Below are 19,132 nucleotides of genomic sequence, written 5' to 3'. Positions count from 1 at the left end.
ATAATCCTGAATGATTTACCACTCAGGATTATAAAGTCTAAAGAATTAATCCCAACCTGGATTTTGTTTCATAATATCTTTGCCGATCAAATCTATTTCATCCTGTGGAATCGGGAACAGATAATGGTAAGATGGATCAAAACGACGTTCCATTACAAGAATATGCTCCTTTCCATCCTTTTCTATCGGAATTCCATAGCAAGCTCCATTCATTAGTTTTTCTGCGGTTCGCCAACGAATAATGTCGTCCCTGCGCTGTCCTTCAAAGCAAAGTTCTATCATTCGTTCATTGCGTACTATTTTTCTCAACTCTTCCTGGCTTCCCCCTGTTACAGCCGGATATTTATCCGTCTGACTGATGTCTACACCATAAGCTCTAGCTCTCAACATATTGATAGCGTCATAAACGGACTGATCGATTGAACCTGATTCGATTTTCGCTTCAGCATACGTCAAAAGGACTTCTGCATAACGCAAAATAATCACATTACTTTCCATGGGGATCAAAGCATACCTTGCAGCTCCTTCATCCAGGAATTTACGAGTATAATATCCTGATTGGGAAGAATTACCTGTTGCCCCCGGATAATCGACATCTCCGTAAACCGGGATCTCGACACCTCTATAAGTTGAACCGGGATAAATCACAGACATATAAAAACGAGGATCTCTGTTCTCGTAAGGTTTGTCCGGATTATAAACAGCTGATTCATTAGACGGTTTACCATCTGTACAAAGAATTCCGTCTACAAACTCCTGTAAAGGATTTGTTCCCCCCCAGCCTCCGAAACTTGGAAAATGCATGTATATCTGCGTATAATTGGCCATATTCTGACCGACATATTGCCAAGCATACAAAACTTCCTCATTATATTTATTGCTGATTTCAAATAAATCTTCATAACTGGAGAATAAAGAGTGTACTCCTAAATCCATCACGGCTTTTGCCGCAATTGCAGCTTCTTCCCAACGTCCGGCATATAATAACACACGAGCTTTCATTCCCAAAGCAGCTCCTTTAGTAATGCGTCCGGCATATTCGGAAGACCATGTTTCCGGCAATACTTTGGCAGCCTCATCCAAATCTTTCAATATAAAATCCAAAACCTCTTCTGCTGTATTTCTCGGGCGTTTCAACTCTTCCAGCGTTAAAGGTTCCTCAATAATAGGAACACCTCCCCAGTTGTTCAATAAGAAATGATAAGCGAAAGCACGTAAGAATTTTACTTCTCCTTTCATCTGTTCACGCTTTGTATCATCCATTTGAGGTTTATCTATGTTGGTCAAAAAGACGTTACATGTACGAATGATACGATAACGAATAGACCACAATTCTTTTGTATACCACATTGAAGGACTGTTATTTCCCGCACCTAAGTTATTATAATCATTACCTTTCCACACATTGACAGCTTCATCACTACGGGCAGGAAGTCCAAGAATATGATCATAATACATCCATACATTATCTCCATCCGTATAACGGGAATAAACACCTACCAGCGCATTAAAAGCATCCGTTTCCGTTGCCCAGAATGTCTGTTCTGATAACTGATCCCTTGGATTCAAATCCAGGAAACCATCATTACAAGCAGTAAATAAGGGAAACATTATCCCTATAATCCATATAAATATATACTTTTTCATGTTTGTCATCATTAATGATTAGAATACAAGATTTAAACCAAATGTATAAGAAGTAACCATCGGATAAATATTCCCTCCTCCCCAGGGTGTTTCCGGGTCAAACCCTCTGAAACTGGTTATTGTAAACAAATTGTCTGCATTTACATAAAAACGGAACTTTTCAACAAATAGGTTACTTAAGATAGACTTAGGCAGTGAATAACCTATTTGCAAATTCCTCATCTTTATATAACTTGCATTTTCCATAAAGAATGAATTTGTCTGAGTATAATTCCGGCTGGCATTATTCAGCGAAAGCCGCGGATAAGAAGCATTCAGATTATTGGGAGTCCAACGATCTTTTTGAGCTTCCAATGCACTAGCTCCATTAGCAAATGCCTGAGCAGCTGTACCTGTCAAATAACCCTGCACATCAGCAACAGCGTGAATAGTTGTCGCGATATCAAAGCCTTTGTAACTGGCCCCCAATTGTAAACCGAAAGTAACTCCAGGGAAAGTATTACCTAAATTAACACGATCTTCAGCCGTAATCTTTTTATCTCCATTCTGATCTTTATACCTGATATCACCAGGAGAGGCTCCTCCTGTATAGTCTTGATTAGGAGCATTTTTTATTTCTTCTTCTGAGGCAAACAAGCCAATAGCTTCTAAACCAAAAATATTATTAATCGGATCTCCCACGGAACGCCCCGGAGTATCAGCCCCCTTCAAGTCAGTAATTTTGTCTTTTACTCTGGATACACTTAAATTAGCATAATAATTAAAGTCTTTCAACTGATCATTCCACCCCAGTTGCATTTCAAAGCCTTTATTGCGCACGGCACCGGCATTAATTACCGGAGCATAAGCCCCTAAAATAGTGGGTTGAGGCAAGCTCATTAAAATATCACGGGTGTTTCTTACAAAATAATCGAAAGTGAATGATAATCGGTTATTAAGTATGTTCAAATCCAAACCGGCATTCACCATTTCTGTATTTTCCCAACCGATAGTGGAATTTGACATAGAATAATTTTCTGCGATACCGGAATACATTATATTTCCAAAGCCATATAAACGGCCTAAAGAATATTTGTTCTGATAAGCATAATTTCCAATTTCCTGATTTCCTAAATGTCCCCAGGAAGCTCTTAACTTCAAGTTGGATATCGGATCAAAATTGAAAAAGTCTTCCTCAGAAATACGCCATCCGGCAGAAACAGAGGGGAATAACTCAAAACGATTGTTTTTCGGGAAACGTGAAGATCCATCATATCTTAGTGTAACTTCAAGCAAATAACGTTCTGCGAAATTGTAATTTATTCTGCCAAATACTGAACGGATGCTATTCTCATCCATACCACCATCATTACGTTGATCAGATGCATCTCCCGCATTTATTTGGTCCAACAAGTTGTTCTCCGGAAGATCATAACGGGATGCAGCAATAGAAGAGTTTGTATATTTACGCTGTTCATAACCTAATACTGCTGCTACATTATGCATTCCGAATGTTTTGTTATAATTTAAAAATGCTTGTAGATTTATATCGGAAGACTCACCTCTATTTTCAAACAGATAGGGTCTGAACTTCATACCGACAACGTCCGGTGCATTATAAAGAGATAAATTATATTGCTGTCTTTTGGTATGAGTAAAATTACCATTCATCGCAGTAACCCCTTTTACAGACAATCCGTCTATAAGCTTTATTTCTAGTGTTCCAATTGCTGTCAGGAAGTTATCTGTATAATGGTCATATCCTCCATTTTCAGCTTCTGCCACCGAATTATGTTCATTCATAAAGGCTGCCCAATTTCCGTTAGACCATTTGATCGGAGTTACAGGAGTTTCACGGTATGAACGATGAACTAACTCACTAATACTTTGGTAGGGTTGTGATTTTTCCTGTCTGATATAAGAAAAATTCACCCCAAAGTTCACACGTTTACTGATATCAAAGTCAAAGTTTCCTCTGATAGAATATCTTTCCAGATCTGTTTGTGCTATCAAACCTTCTCTGTTCAGATAACCCAAAGAAAAATTATATCTTGTTTTTTCCGTTCCTCCATCTAACTGAATATGGTGACTGTGTTGAAAACCGTTTTTTGAAAACAAAGCATCTGTTTGATCGGAGTTTGGATATAAATCCGGATCAGTTCCTTTACGATAATTGTCAATATCGGTTTCTGAATACTTCGGAGCTAATCCGTCATTTGTCAAAGCTTCATTATATAGTGTAGCATAATCTGCTGAATTCACCCATTTAGGTAAACGTGTCGGATTTTGAAAACCGATATACCCATTGTAAGAAACTTTCATGCGACCTTCCTTTCCTTTCTTTGTGGTTACTAAGATAACACCGTTACCAGCACGTACACCATAAATGGCAGCAGATGCAGCATCCTTCAAAACACTGATATTTTCGATATCATTCGGATCTATTGCATTCAAACTACCGGGAATTCCATCGACTATAATCAAAGGAGATGTTGAATTTAATGTACCGGGACCACGAATAATAAATTCAGCACCATCAGCACCCGGCTGTCCGGAACGTTGAATGGCTGTTAATCCCGGAGCTATACCTGTCAGCAAATTTGTTGCATCAGAAGCTGCTCTATTCGCAATCTGTTCTGATCTTACGCTGGCCACTGCCCCCGTTAAAGTTGCTTTTTTCTGTGTACCATATCCAACAACAATAACCTCATTCAATCTCTGAGAATCTTCTTGTAATAAAATATTCAACACAGTTTTATTTCCTACGGTAACTTCCTGTGTATTATAACCGATATAAGAAATCTGTAAAACAGCCGATGAAGGTACACTCAAACTATATTCTCCATCTATATTTGTTACTGTACCATTCGTCGTACCTTTCACTACTACATTGGCCCCAATAACCGGAATTCCCGCTGCATCTTTTACAACACCTGTTACTCTATGTGATTGTTGTGCAACAGCAGGAGGTTCATTATTCACCATCAATACAATATGACGATCCCTTATTGCATATTTCAGTCCGGTTTTTTCAGCAATCGCATCCAGAATTTCTGAGATATTCGTATTTCTCTTATCAATTGAGATCCTTTCATTCTTGTTTATCTCTTCCAGATTATAGAAAAACAGGAATTCAGACTGTTTTTCTATTTGTTTCAATACATGCTCCAGTGTTTCATTTTTAACAGAGACACTCAATTTGGTGGTTTGTGCATAAGTTGCCGCTACCATTTGCGATAGACAAACAACAAGCATTAACACGGTTAGCTTCATAATTTTAATAGTTCTTTTCAGGTTTACGGAAACAACTATTCGTTGATTATTCATACTTTGATTGTTTTAAGATTAAAAACACATTCCACGGCAATGGAAGTTTAATTGAATCACACACTTTAGAAAAGAATATCCGGCAAGATATTTTCCCTTCTTTTTTTAATTTCTTACGTTATCCACTCATATTATTGAATTTAAAAGTTAACTACTCTATTATAACCTATTTTTCCGAAATCGTCACATGACGGTCGTCAATCTTATATTTGACCGGAATAGAAAGATTGACGATTTCCATAATATCTTTAATACTCTGTCCCCGATAGAAAGTTCCGGTGAAAGTGCGCTTATTCAATGTCTTAGAACTTACAGCAAACTCTACACCATAAACGTGACTAAGACGATCTAAAATTGCTTTTAGACTTTGTTCATGAAAATAATAATAACCGGAAGTCCACGATACAAATTGCCGGGCATCCACTTTTCGAAGGATAGCTGATTCTGTATTCCGGTTATATACAAACTGCTGGTTGGGTTCCAATATCGTTTGTTTAGCAATATGCATTGTTGTCAGACGAACTGATCCTTCCAGCAACGTAGTGATTGTCATAGAATCCATTGGATAAGCCATTACATTGAACTTGGTTCCAAGGGCTTCGATATCCTGTTCTTTTGTCTTTACAATAAAAGGTTTATTCTTTTGTTTGGCGACTTCAAAATATGCCTCACCTTCCAGATATACAATACGTTTATCTTTTCCAAAATTCTTATCATAATGGAAAGTCGTTTTTGAGCCAAGACTAACATGTGTACCATCTGGTAACTCTATTACATCTGCCTCCAGGCCGTCACCTCCTATATACTTAGAATATAAAGTCTTGTCGTCATCACGGATAAATAAAAAGAAAACAGAACTAATCGCCACAGCTATCAGGGCCACCGCTGCATAGCTACTTATTTGGTACCAAAGATTGAACCGGCGAGTTTGTGAATTTTTCTTTTTATTAAGCAAACGGTGCCAGCTGGAAGCCGTATCCAACGGTTTTCCTAAAAACAGACCGGCATCATATATTGCTTTGATTTCAAAGAATGTCTCTTTGTTGGAGGCACTCTCATTCACCCAATCGTAAAAAAGGTCTGTTTCTTCTTTGGAAAGATTACCTTGCAAGTAACCTATAACTAACTCTGTATAATCATGTTCCATACTTTTTCCCTGTAATTCGTCGTCTTTAGTGACTTAGTCCTTTATGAACTTATAACGAATGGGACATGAAAAGTACTCACACGAAAACAAACTTTTTTTAAAATAAAAAAATGCCCCCTTTTAAATCAAGGTAAAAAGATAAAAGAATAAATGAGAACAGTGCTTACGGAGGTAAAGCAAGGAACGATACAATTGGTTCTCTACCGTACGGACAGATAAACCCAGTTGTTCAGCGATCTCAGCAGCTTTCATTCCTTTCAGATAAGAGAGACGGAATATTTCCTGGCTTCGTTCTGGTAATTCCGTCACTTTCTTCATTAGAAGCTCCAACAAATCTTTCCGCATGAAAAGTTCGTCGGACGATTCGAAATAATCCAGTTCTTCCAATTTTAGCTGTACAGCACGGCGGTCAAGTATCTCCTGCTCCATGTTAGAACGACGCAGATGGTCGATGCAGGCATTACGCACAGCTACAAAAAGAATCCTTTTCAAATCGTCATCAGGAAGAAGGAAAACCTGCTTATCCCATAATTTCAGGAAAACATCATGCACAATATCCTCTGCAAAGAATCCGGAGACAAACTTGCCCGCAAAACGAAGCAACATAGGCGCATATTCCATATATATGCGCTGATAACAATTTGTCGTCTGATCTTTTACTTCCATTTTGCAAACTTATTAAAAATCTCGGAAAACGCCCTGTCCCAACTCTATTTTAACGCTATACCCTTTATAAAACACCTATATACATCTGCCGAAAAAATTATTGAATCCTCCAATCTGTACACTAATCGGGGCAATAGCAACCATCCATCAAAATATTCAACTACAGGAATTAAAATTCAAAGGCAGCAAGCAACTAAAAGATAAAATATCTGTTAAAGCCCCCATAGTAAACAATAAAATAGGATAAAAACAGAATAATACCATACCCAAACAAGCTGTTTATAACTACTAAAACCTATCTTTAGCCTTATAAATTAACGAAAGGATAACATTTAAAACATTCCGATATGAAAAAACAAACAGTCATCCTATTCTTACTTCTGGGTCTCAGCCATACAGCATTCGCCCAACGCGTCATTGAAAACCCTGCTTATGAATTTAAAAGCACAGGTATCAATACGATCACTCAGATAGAGCGAAACAAAGAAAACACACGGGTACAAGTACATTGCGAATTTATTCCCCACTGGTGGATTTCTTTCGACAGTACTACTTACATCAAAGATGCGGATACCGGAAAGAAATATTTTCCGACCGGAATCGAAGGAACCGAGTTCGGTAAAAAAACATTTATGCCTGATTCCGGCGACTCCACATTTGTCCTGATCTTTCCTCCTTTCGATAAAAAAATGAAGAAATTCGATTATATCGAATCAGATACTGGAGAAGGTTCAATCTTCGGAATCTCACTGAAAAAAACAAAAGATCAGAAAAAGAAACCGGTGGAAGAAAGCATATACGGGACATGGGAAGATATGGAAAAGCAGCTGGCAGCAGAAGCTGATCCGTCGACCGGTTACGGAACCGACTTCTTCCGGAAAGACACAGCCCATTTACGCGGTTTTCTAAAAGGATACGATCCCAGAGCCGGCTTCAGTACCGGCATGATTTATACTGGTAACGAACTAACCCGCGAAGACTATCCGACTGTCATACAAATCCATCCTGACGGACGTTTCGAGGCTGACTTTCTTTTAAATCATCCCTGGGAAGGTTATATCTCTTTCAAAAGGACTTCCATTCCATTTTATATCGAACCGGGAGAAACCTTATTTATTTCTCTCGACTGGGAAGACTTCCTGATGGCAGACCGATATCGCGATCGCCGGTATGAGTTTAAAAACATAGATTTCAAAGGAGCCTCAGCCGGAATAAACAAAGAACTTAACAAGTTTAAAGTGAATACTTTCAATTATCGGAATTTCGAAAAGCAACTAAAAACTCTTGCCCCGGCGGAATTTAAACAACAGCAATTGAACGCTTTGAAAGAGGCTGATAACTCACTGGCAGAAAAGCTGAAACAAAATACTATTTCAATCAAAGGCCAGCAATTACTGAAAAATAAAATACTTCTATCATTTTACGGAGCTTTGTTTGATTATGTTATGACACGAAGGTATTACGCCTCTCAGGACTCTACCAATGAAATCCTGAAACAACCGATTCCGAATGATTATTATAACTTCCTTCCGAAGATAAATAGTAACGACAAAAGTTTACTTGTCTCGAATATGTTCAGTTCTTTCATCAACCGTTATGAATATATGGGACCTTTCAACAACGCAGATATGACATTCACCCCCGAGAATAAGCTTGAAATGTTTAGCAAGGGATGGTTACGCAAAGATTCTGTCTTACGGAATGAATTGCAAGTCACGCCCGGTCTGCTGTTTGAGATTGCAAAAACCCGTTCGCTGAATTATGCACTAGAGATGCTTACACCCAAAGAAGGACATTTGCTGGCTGAAGAAATAAACAACAGTATCTCAGAGCCTTTCCTGAAAGAAGAAACGATGCGTATGTATGCCAAGAAATTTCCGGAAGGAGAAAAACAAGCCTATAAACTTCCGGAAGGGAAGGCCACGGATATTTTCCGTAAAATGACAGACCCGCACAAAGGAAAATTCGTTTTAGTCGACTTTTGGGCTACTACCTGCGGACCTTGTATTTACGGCATTAAACATATGCAGCCACTAAGAGACAAATATAAAGGAAGTCCGGACTTCGCCTTTGTCTATATTACAGATACAGGCGGTTCTCCTGAAGCCTCTTACAATAAATTTATTTCAGAAAATGATATGGGTGACAACCTGTTCCGTTTGCCGGAAGATGAATACAACTATCTGCGTCAACTATTCAAATTCAATGGCATACCTCGTTATGTCATGCTGGATCGGGATGGGAATGTGGTCGACGATAATTTCCCCGGACACAATGCAGAGTATGAAATACAAAAGTTATTCCCGGATAAAAAGTAAACTGCCCCAAAGAGTTCATCCTCTTTGAATATACCCGTTAAAAGGGTTTATCAGGGTTATTTTTATCAGAAATGAAACATTTCTGAAGTTGACAGTTGACTCACAAATAACAGTTATGTCGGCTTTCAATTGATTATCAATATATCATTATTCTATCAAATCAAACGATTAGATGTCTTTATGATAGCAAAATACTTATTTAAACAACCAGTATATTCATCCATATTGCCTATCTAGGATAATTTTATATACATTTATTAACAAAGCATCCGACTTTATCTGTTCTTCAAGCAAAATATATTTCATTTAAAACGGAATTTATATTCGTTTTAAATGAAGTATATTTTTATTATGGTTGAAAATTTACTCGACATAAGCTAAAAAAACGTTAATAAAACAAGAAAAAAACTCATTTTTCGAATTTTCGAGGGGATATTTTCATGCTAAAGAGCATGTTTTATTTCTGAAACAAGGAATATCACAGATACTTTTCCAATATCTTTTATTTTGCAAAATCACCATCAATACAGCAGATAGCATCCGCCATATGTAATACGATATTATTATAACGCATATCACACCATTATTCCGACTTTTTGCACATTCCATCCTTCCCCACAGTCGCATAAAAGCTAACTGTACAAAATACCACCCCATACAGCTTATTCAGAAGGTTCCTTATATAGCATTTTGTCAATTTAGGACTATCAGAGAAAGTTGTTCATATTTTATCAGAATTGAAATTATTTGCATCGAGACTTATCCTAAAAGCTCTAACTGCTATAAGTATCTCTACTACCAGTATCAATTCATCTACAAATTTTGAAGTGTATTTTATTGCATCCTTTAATTATTATCGTACATTTGTGATGCATTTCCTATATCTCAGGCGGGGAAACCTGCCAATTTCCGTGGCGGGCATTTTTATGTCCGCTCACGAGCATTCTATATGGCGGTTCCGTACCCCCGTGTAGAATGTTAATGCATCTACTCTGCCTGAGGTAGGAAATGCAACGGGACAGGCGGAACCGCTCTTATATTTAGAAAATCTTCGCCTTCACATCTAATATTAATATGTATGGAAACAGAATTGTTAACTGTCCAACAAAGTGAAGAGATGCAAAAAACAAGTGGCAACCCATCTCCTTTTTCCGAAGAAGAATTGAAAGAATTTTACCTTAAATTTGCCCGTCTGGTTAATCCGAATGCCTGTTCTGCCAATCGCAATGATTTTGAAGTGCTAAGTATCCTTCGTAAAGATTTAAAGAAAAATCTCGGAATACTTTGCAAGTATACACAGCATGCCTGGGATGAGGGAATGCCGGAAATACAAATGGCTTGTGGTGCCTATTCCGTACAGGATACCATACAAAAGAAAGAACGGATGGAAGTGAATGTTTCTTTGGGAAAACATTTACAGTTCCTTGCTCAGATGGCAGCAGCCAGTTCGGTTGTAAGAAGGATGCATGCGGAATACACCCGGCATTTTATTAATGTGGAATATCTTTTGAGGAAAATAGAGAAAGATAAGAAGAATAACTAAGTCTGCGTTTATTTAACAGAGGCTTGAGTGAACTTGTTCTACAAATGCTCAGGTATAAATATCCTCCGATGAATCGGTTTCTTTCCGGTTTCATCGGAGGATATTCTATTTTAAATCAACTTGACAGAGATACCTTATTTTTCAATACCCAATCGTAATCACATGAACAGAAGGGCTATCCAGCACAACAGTGGTTGTCGTTCCTGTTTCTGCATTAAAACAACGGATTGTATCTTTCTCCGTATTCTGTACGGTTACTTTCCAACTGTTACCTTCTTTATTTATGCTTAAAATATCCGTCGTATTACTACCGGGATTAATCGCTAAACCGTTAGCGCAATGAACAGTTTCGATATGATAACGTCTGACATCAACAGGGAATTTCTTTCCGTTATAGACGAAGGTTGCCGTATGTTGCTGTTCAGCACTTTGCCAGTCAGTGTTCAGCAGATAAATCGTGCGATGGTCTTTGTTATCCCAAACAGTAAAACCTACAGACGGAGCAGATTCGATCCAACCGGAGGGAAGTTCCTTGTTCACGGTTTCCGTAGCTAACTCACGCATTGTTTCTTCATACTGGCTTCTCAAAGACGATTCTGCCGGATAAGCTGCCTGCGGGAAGTAGATGATCTTTCCTGATCCGAACGGGATAATGGTCTTTCCATTCAAAGACTTGTAATTATCGCCCAACATTTCACGGATAACCGCATCGTTAGTTGGGAACTTTGCCGGTTGGTCAGGTTGAAGTTCGGCATTCAGATGGGCGGCCGTCAGGACAAGCGTTCCGCCGTCAAATACATAGTTGCGGATGCGGAGGAAGTCGCTTTCATCGAAACTGTTCCAGCCGAGGAATACCATTGCCTTATATTTATTCATCACATCTTGCGGAGCCTCGATAGGCAGAATGTCGATAGTCCCGTAAGGCGTAGAGGTAAACCAACCGTTAGGACCGCAACCATCCACGATATTATTGGGATAGAAGACTTTCAGGAGGTCAAAACTTTCCGTTGCCTTATTAAATTGCCACTTGTCACCCTTCTGTGACCATAAGCTGCCGCGACCGAATGACTTCCAGGCGTCATTCCTTCCCTGGATAACAGCGACGTTACTTTTCAATTCGCCGCGACGGGTATGTGTTTCTATGAAATCCAGCACACGGTGCTGTGCATATAAATGTTCTTTGCCCGATTGGGAATAACGGTCGTTGGCATATTCGTCCAGCCACAAGGCTTCTTCCGTATTCATATGGGAAGAACCGTGCATATAGGCTACGGCAAGCGACATATACAAACGTAAAGAATGTTTCGGGTCGGTAAAAGGCCCTGAACCCCATTGCATAGCATGCAACGTTCCGAAATCCCGCTTGCTGTAAGCACGTGAAGCACCGCGCAACGAAGACAGGATAATTTCTTCAGGGCCGTACATCTGCTCGGCTCCCAACCAGTTATAGCCTGCCTGATACAAATAACGGAACAACGTGGAAGGACCTGTATGGCGGCTGCTCTCTCCTTTTGAGTAACGGAAATTCTCAACCAGCTTGCGGGCACCGTCGGCCATATCCTTGACACCATACGGGTCATAATGGATAAAGGTTCCGTGGTCGGTATAAATCGGGCGATGTTTAGCAAAAATACCGCCATAAGGACGATTACGGGCAGCCATATCCGAGAAGACTCCCTGATACAGGAAATGTTGCCAGTAATAATAACCGCCGTCATTTTCGTGTGCCTGCTTTCCGCGGAACATCGGGGAAGCCAATGTTTCCAAATCCGGGTTGATACGTTTACCGGCCAATGTACGGCCTTCCACCTGCCAGGCATAAGGAACCTGGAGCTTATTCAACAAACCGGTATAATGACGGATCACTTCGGGACGGGCTACACGGAAACCGCTCCACTGATAAGAAGGACGAAACTGATACCAGTTTCCGACTCGCTGGGAGATATACCATTTAAAGAAATAATCATAAGGCGCATATTCCTTATCTATATAAATCTCATCCCCGGAAGAAATGTAAACCTCATCCGGTTCCTTTTCTATTATCTGACGAATTGTAACTTCCGCTTTACGGCTTCCGTCATCAAAAATCATCGGGACAGCTGAAGCATAATCGCCGGCACGAAACTCAATTACGTGCAAACCTGTTTCTTTTAATACCACTTCCTGATACGCCGGGATAACAGAAGACGGAGCCTGTACCTTCAAACGGACATCCGGCTTATTCGTTTCTACCAGTACACCGAAAGCCGCTCCGGCAGAAACATATTCAGGCACGGAAACAACCTCAAAATCACGGGCACTCTCTTCGATAATCTCCAGCGAACGGAGTTCATAAGAATACGCTGCACGGTTATCCTCTTTGAGCAAAGTCAGTTTCAAATCGCCGTTACCCTGCACGGATGCAGGCAGAAGGATATAAAAGTCCGCTATATCAGAAGCTCTGTCGAAAATATTTCCTTCGTAAACAGTCGTACCGTTGAAATCCAGTTTCCAACGCGGCCAGCTGCGGGTAGAAAGGTTACAACCGGTCCAGTAGTTATAATCGTCTGTCTTATCGGCAAACTTAGCAAAAGGTATGGAGCAGACCTGTTTCTTGTTCTGCACCAACCGGGGTGCCTCCACCCAGCACTCGCCGCTGAAATGAGTTCCCCCGATACGTAAAAAGGCACATGCGACGTTATCAGGAAGCACGAATGTTTGCGTTACTTGCTGATATTTACCGGAGCCTGTGGGTACCGGGAAGTAAAGCAGCGAATCAGGGCAGTCGTAAATATCGTCTTTATAGCGTCCGGGCTTTTTATAAAACAATTCTATCTGTACGCCAAAGTCACCACCCGCAGAAACAGACAGGTCCTGACGTTTCACAACCGGCAAGGTCACCGTCAGTTCACCGGGTTTCAGCAAGTCACCCGAAATACGGTAATAGGCATGCCGCTCGAAGTTATTGTCTTCTCCTTTAAAATATAAGGAATACTTATCTTTCTTCACATGGACGGAATCCAGATTGTCGTCGATATAAAATTCCGACCGCCTGAACATCTCCTCTCCCCTTTTCTCAAAAGGAGCCGGCATTTTTATTCCGCCGACAACACGAAGGAGTCTACGAACAGGATAGGCTTCCTGTTTAAAGGATACTGTTTCGGAAACACTGCTTCCGGGAGTTAACAAATGAACCTTTTCCCCACCGGAAGGTATGAAAATCACCGTTCTGTTCTCAGTCTGCACACCATCGGCAAAGAGATAGGAGACGGATAAAAGCTGGCAAATCAGAAGATAAAAGACTTTTTTCATAACTAATACTCAGAGATGTCTGTTAATAAATCAGGTCAAATGTACGACTAATTTCCATTGGTTTTATGTACTTTTGCCTTTTCATTGAATGAATAGAAAGAAAATGATCGTTATCAGAGATACGGATTTATTAAAAGGGAAAAGACTGGTTGCTACCATCGGTTTCTTCGACGGAGTTCATCTGGGACATCGGTTCCTGATCAATGAACTGAAGGAAGTCGCGAAGACGAAAGGCCTGCCTTCGGCCGTTATTACCTTTCCGGAGCATCCGCGTGCCGTATTGCATTCGGATTATCAGCCCAAATTACTTAATTCATTTGAGGAAAAACTGGAACAACTGGCTACCACCGGCATAGATTACTGCATCGTTCTCGACTTCACGGTGGAGCTATCCCGCCTGACGGCACAGGAATTTATCAGTTCCATACTGGCGGAGAAATTACATGTAGCCGCTTTACTGATCGGTTATGACCATCGTTTCGGCCATGACCGGAAAGACGGTTTTGAGCAATATGTTGTTTATGGTGCAGCCTGTGGGATGGAGGTAATCAAAGCATCGCCTTACGACGAAGGACGTACGGCAGTAAGTTCTTCCGAGATCAGGAAATTATTGACAGACGGTGATGTGGAAGATGCCGCCCGGTTACTCACCTACCCTTATCAGCTACGGGGAACGATTGTAAACGGTTATAAAGTCGGCCGCAAACTGGGATTTCCAACAGCCAATATACAGGTGAACGAACCTTTTAAAATTGTACCGGGGATCGGGGTTTATGCAGTCTGGGTCTATCTGAAAGGAGAGAAATATAAAGGAATGCTCTACATCGGCGACCGTCCTACGCTTCAGAATGGCGACAATATTACACTGGAAGTGAATATACTGGACTTCTCCGGAGATATCTATAATAATGAAATAACTGTTGCGTTTATATATTATGTACGGGGGGATGTCAAATTTAATTCCCTGGAAGAACTGATAGAACAACTCGGACATGACAGGGAGACGGTGGACAGGCTATTGACGGAATGTAACACACCCCCTGCCCCCTCTCAAGAGGGGAATTGAGATACAACCGGTAACTAAATTCAATAATCTGAATAGATGGAACTTTACTACGAAGCAATAGATACTTTGAAAGGGATGATCAGCCGTCCCTCTTTCAGCCGGGATGAAGCGGCTGTAGCCGACTTTTTACAACAGACATGGCAAGCTGCGGGACATACGGTACACCGTAAAGGGAATAATCTGTGGATCGTTTCTCCCGGTTTCGACCTGAATAAACCAACACTTTTGCTGAACTCACATATCGACACCGTAAAACCGGCCTCCGGCTGGACGAAATACCCTTTCAATCCCGAAGAGAGCGAAGATGAAAAGTTATACGGCCTGGGCAGCAATGACGCCGGAGCAAGCGTTGTTTCCCTGTATTCGGCTTTCACACTACTGACCGAAAAAGAACAGGCTTATAATCTGATTTTCCTGGCATCCTGCGAGGAGGAAGTATCAGGAAAGAACGGATTGGAAAGTGTACTGGCAGACCTCCCGCCCATCGCTTTTGCCATCGTCGGAGAACCGACCGGCATGCAGCCAGCCGTTGCCGAAAAAGGGTTGATGGTCCTTGATTGCGTAGCAACCGGAAAAGCCGGTCATGCTGCCCGTAATGAAGGAATCAATGCTATCACATTGGCTATAAAAGATATTGAATGGTTCAACACCTACCAGTTTCCGGAGAAGAGTGATTTCCTCGGACCGGTAAAAATGAGCGTTACAATTATCCATGCCGGCACACAACACAACGTTGTTCCTGACCGCTGCGAATTCACGGTCGATATACGTACAAATGAATTTTACCCCAATGAAAAACTGTTCGAGCTGATCAAAGAGCAAGTGAAATGTGAGGTAAAAGCACGCAGTTTCCGTTTGAACTCAACCCGTACGGAACTGGATCACCCATTTGTACAAAGAGCCATCATGATGGGAAAAAAGCCGTTCGGTTCGCCCACGCTCAGCGACCAGGCACTCATGCCGTTCCCTTCCGTCAAGATAGGCCCGGGAAACTCCGCCCGTTCGCACGCGGCAGACGAGTATATCGGCCTGATGGAGATCAGGGAGGCGATCGATACGTATGTCCGTTTACTGGATGGATTGAAATTATAATCGTATGTTGAAAAAAATACTGGGGACAATTGGAACACGCTATCTGATTGCCTTTCTTAATCTGATGCTCATTTTCATTAATGCCAAAGCATTGGGTGTGGAAGGGGTTGGCCTGGTGGGTATCATCCTGGCTTCAATAAATATAGCCGTTGTATTCAATGGGGTACTTTCAGGCAATACGATCGTATATTTTATGAACCGTTATTCCATACATACTATTTTGTTCCCGGCTTATGCATGGCCTCTAATAGGATCCGGATTAGCGTGCGCCTCCATGTTACTGTTCGGACTATTTCCAAAAGAGTACCTGACAGATATATATGTGCTGTCATTGATCTCCTCTTTTATTACAACCAACGCCCGCTTTCTGCTGGGCAAAGACAGGATTACAGGATTTAATCTGACTTATATGCTGCAAGGCGGATTATTGTTCTTCATCCTTTTATACTTTTATTATATAGCAGGAAAACAAGAAGTTTCATCCTATATTTACGGATTATACATCACTTACGGCATTGCTTTCATCGGCAGTCTGATATTACTTTTTCCCTTTCTGACCAAAAGAGAAAATAAGCCTACAAACAAACCGTTTATCGCAATCCTAAAAGAAATGTTTACCTATGGACTTTGGGGTAGTGCCGACAATATTGCCGAAGTACTGACCACCCGGCTGAACTATTTCCTGATCCAGAGGTTTGCCGGACTGGGTAGTGTCGGATTACTCGATGCCGGGACAAAAATATCGGAAAGCGTCTGGCACATCAGTCGGAGTGTCAGCTTCATCGAATACAGCAGCGTAGCACAAACGACCAATGCAGGAGAACAAAAAAGGACTACATTAAAACTATTCAAACTTACCTTCTGTGCAATTACATCTACAACCATCTGTATTCTGTTTATACCGGAATGGGTTTACACCAATTACCTGTTCAGTCCCGAATTTATCGGCATGCGAAAAATTATATTCGGCTTGTCCATCGGAATTATTGCATTAGGGTGCAACAGCATACTCAGCCATTATTTCATTGGAAGCGGGAAAATACGTTATAGTGCAGTCAGTTCATGCGTCGGCCTTACAACTTTATTCATAGCAGGTCACATACTGATACCTGTTTACGGTGTCGTCGGCTCAGCCATCAGTACCAGTATTGCGTTCTGTGCCATGTTGATATTCTCAGTTACAGTATTCTGCCGCCAAAACCAAACCAGGCTAAGCGAATTCATTCCCGATAAAGAAGATTTTCGGGAACTGATAAAACGGATACGGGAAAAACTCGAAACAAAATAAAAGGGCGGCATACAGATACTCTCTGCATACCACCCGCTTTTCTATTATAATTCAATCTGTTTTCTTAATACCGGAAACTTCCTCCCCCCAGGAACTCGCGTAAAAGCGAAGTGCCGGGCAGGCCGACGTCCGGAATATAATTAAAGTAACGGAGGAAACGCAACAGGCGGTAGGCTTCTGCGTTTTCCTCATCGCTCTCACGTACTTCGGCCAGGATCGGTTCGGCAAACTTGCGTAAAGCCGCCAACTCATACAGCATGGCACTGTTGAACATGGCGTCCGCATTTTCCTGGTAAGGGAAAATCCATTTGTCCTCTCCCCGCCGCACACTCGGCCAACGGGCAATCGTATCTTTGGCCGAATAACCGCGGAAACGGTAATCACGGATGATACGACGCAACAGACGGTTATCGGTAGTCGGTATCCAGTTATGGTTATCCAAAGAGATGGATGTCAGAACGGAAACATACACCCGGTATTTATATTTATCCTCGATCATGGATGTCAGTTCCGGATTCAACGCATGGATACCTTCAATCACCAGGACCGAATTTTCACGCATCTTCAGTTTCTTACCTTTATAGATACGTTTACCCGAACCGAAATCAAAAGTAGGCACTTCTATTTCTTTCCCCGCCAACAAATCCTTCATCTCGCTGTTAAAATAAGGCAGATCGAGAGCATAAAGCGACTCGAAATCATAATCACCCGTCTCGTCTTTCGGCGTATCTTCCCGGTTGAGGAAATAATCATCGAGCGAAATAGCCACAGGATGGATCAGATTCGTTATCAACTGGACTTCCAAACGCTTGCAGAAAGTTGTCTTTCCGGAAGACGAAGGTCCCGAGATCAGAACAATACGGACACCTTCTTCATATCTCTTCGCAATCTCTTCCGCAATCTTAGCAACCTGTTTTTCCTGCATTGCTTCCGAAACCATTATAATTTCGGAAGTATGCCCCTTCTCGATAGCCCGGTTCAGGTCGCCCACATTATTCAAATCCAATGTGCGCTGCAAAGTCAGATGCTCTTTATAAGCCTCGAACATCTTATCCTGCGTGATAGCCGGCTCCAGTTCCAGCGGATTACTTCTCTTCGGTATCTGAAGCAACACCCCGTCGAAATACGGAACGATATCGAACAACTGGATATAACCGGTGGAAGGCGTCAGACAGCCATAAAAGAAATTGATATAGCCATCCAGTTCATAATACGAAGTGTAAGGCATCCCGGCAGTCTCGATCAGACGCGCCTTGTCATTCATTCCCCGTTCACGGAAAAGGACAGCCGCATCCACCGTCCGGACTGTTTTATGCAGGAAAGGCATATCGGCATCGATAATTTCACGCATACGCTTCTTGATCTTGTCGATTGTTTCAAGATCGATCTTTTTGCCATTATGGATTACACAGTAGTAACCTTTCGATATCGGATGTTCCAGATTTAATGTTGCGGAAGGCAACACATCATTGACCGCCTTTGAGAAAATATGACAAAGGGAACGGACATACGTACGCAACCCGGAAAGCTGAGTATAATCCACAAACTCAACATCTTTCGGATGCCAGCAATGGAAATTCAGGCCTTCCACCTTGTTATTCACTTTTGCATTCATCGGGCGGTAACGCAGAGGCGCCCCCATCATCGTATAAATATCCAATAAAGAGGAGCCGATTGGTACCTCTTTATAAGTATTGTTATTTTTGCAATAAATTGTGATTGTTTCAGACATATTATATCAGTTATTATTTGTAGTTTTGCTGCCTAA

At 41.3% G+C, this 19,132-nt stretch carries 11 protein-coding genes; 5 read left to right on the top strand and 6 right to left on the bottom strand.

Annotated features, from left to right (window positions below; translation table 11 throughout):
* Positions 1–45: 45 nt before the first annotated feature.
* The 4 genes from HMPREF1535_RS09875 to HMPREF1535_RS09860 all read right to left on the bottom strand — a co-directional run bounded on the left by HMPREF1535_RS09875 (position 46) and on the right by HMPREF1535_RS09860 (position 6,766).
* A complete protein-coding gene (locus HMPREF1535_RS09875) occupies positions 46–1,647 on the bottom strand; it encodes a RagB/SusD family nutrient uptake outer membrane protein (RefSeq protein ID WP_161799497.1) in 1,602 nt (533 codons plus the stop codon).
* 18 nt (positions 1,648–1,665) lie between these two features.
* Positions 1,666–4,953 (bottom strand): SusC/RagA family TonB-linked outer membrane protein, encoded by a 3,288-nt coding sequence (locus tag HMPREF1535_RS09870; protein WP_082207511.1) that lies wholly within the window; start codon positions 4,951–4,953, stop codon positions 1,666–1,668.
* Between the two features lie 166 nt (positions 4,954–5,119).
* Entirely contained in the window at positions 5,120–6,100 is a 981-nt protein-coding gene (locus HMPREF1535_RS09865; protein ID WP_046146012.1) for a FecR family protein, read from the bottom strand.
* A gap of 120 nt (positions 6,101–6,220) precedes the next feature.
* Positions 6,221–6,766, bottom strand: coding sequence for an RNA polymerase sigma-70 factor (locus tag HMPREF1535_RS09860; protein WP_046146011.1), 546 nt, complete (start codon positions 6,764–6,766; stop codon positions 6,221–6,223).
* Between the two features lie 347 nt (positions 6,767–7,113).
* Here HMPREF1535_RS09860 and HMPREF1535_RS09855 point away from each other — a divergent pair, with 347 nt between their 5' ends.
* Both HMPREF1535_RS09855 and HMPREF1535_RS09850 read left to right on the top strand, forming a co-directional pair.
* Positions 7,114–9,084: a TlpA family protein disulfide reductase gene (locus tag HMPREF1535_RS09855; protein WP_046146010.1), complete on the top strand. Its 1,971-nt coding sequence runs from the start codon at positions 7,114–7,116 to the stop codon at positions 9,082–9,084.
* A 1,078-nt stretch (positions 9,085–10,162) separates the two neighbouring features.
* Positions 10,163–10,627 (top strand): hypothetical protein, encoded by a 465-nt coding sequence (locus HMPREF1535_RS09850; RefSeq protein ID WP_010800958.1) that lies wholly within the window; start codon positions 10,163–10,165, stop codon positions 10,625–10,627.
* 141 nt (positions 10,628–10,768) lie between these two features.
* On the opposite strand, the gene HMPREF1535_RS09845 is transcribed toward HMPREF1535_RS09850, so the two are convergent.
* Positions 10,769–13,918 carry a hypothetical protein gene (locus HMPREF1535_RS09845; RefSeq protein WP_046146009.1) on the bottom strand — a complete coding sequence of 1,050 codons (3,150 nt, stop codon included), beginning with the start codon at positions 13,916–13,918 and terminating at the stop codon, positions 10,769–10,771.
* A 103-nt stretch (positions 13,919–14,021) separates the two neighbouring features.
* Here HMPREF1535_RS09845 and ribF point away from each other — a divergent pair, with 103 nt between their 5' ends.
* The 3 genes from ribF to HMPREF1535_RS09830 are packed head-to-tail and all read left to right on the top strand — an operon-like array spanning position 14,022 to position 17,364.
* Complete coding sequence (gene ribF / locus HMPREF1535_RS09840; protein ID WP_046146008.1) at positions 14,022–14,984, top strand: riboflavin biosynthesis protein RibF; 963 nt, start codon at positions 14,022–14,024, stop codon at positions 14,982–14,984.
* Between the two features lie 36 nt (positions 14,985–15,020).
* A complete protein-coding gene (locus HMPREF1535_RS09835; RefSeq protein ID WP_046146007.1) occupies positions 15,021–16,076 on the top strand; it encodes a M20 family metallo-hydrolase in 1,056 nt (351 codons plus the stop codon).
* Positions 16,077–16,080: 4 nt separating this feature from the next.
* The gene (locus HMPREF1535_RS09830; RefSeq protein ID WP_046146006.1) at positions 16,081–17,364 is read left to right on the top strand and encodes a lipopolysaccharide biosynthesis protein; all 1,284 of its coding nucleotides are present in this window, start codon (positions 16,081–16,083) and stop codon (positions 17,362–17,364) included.
* 64 nt (positions 17,365–17,428) lie between these two features.
* Here the strand turns inward: HMPREF1535_RS09830 and HMPREF1535_RS09825 are convergent, their stop codons facing one another.
* The gene (locus HMPREF1535_RS09825) at positions 17,429–19,096 is read right to left on the bottom strand and encodes a nucleoside kinase (protein ID WP_010800962.1); all 1,668 of its coding nucleotides are present in this window, start codon (positions 19,094–19,096) and stop codon (positions 17,429–17,431) included.
* Between the last annotated feature and the right edge of the window lie 36 nt (positions 19,097–19,132).

This window comes from Parabacteroides goldsteinii DSM 19448 = WAL 12034 (genome assembly GCF_000969835.1).
Lineage (GTDB): Bacteria > Bacteroidota > Bacteroidia > Bacteroidales > Tannerellaceae > Parabacteroides > Parabacteroides goldsteinii.
This window is presented reverse-complemented; position numbering and strand designations above follow the sequence as displayed.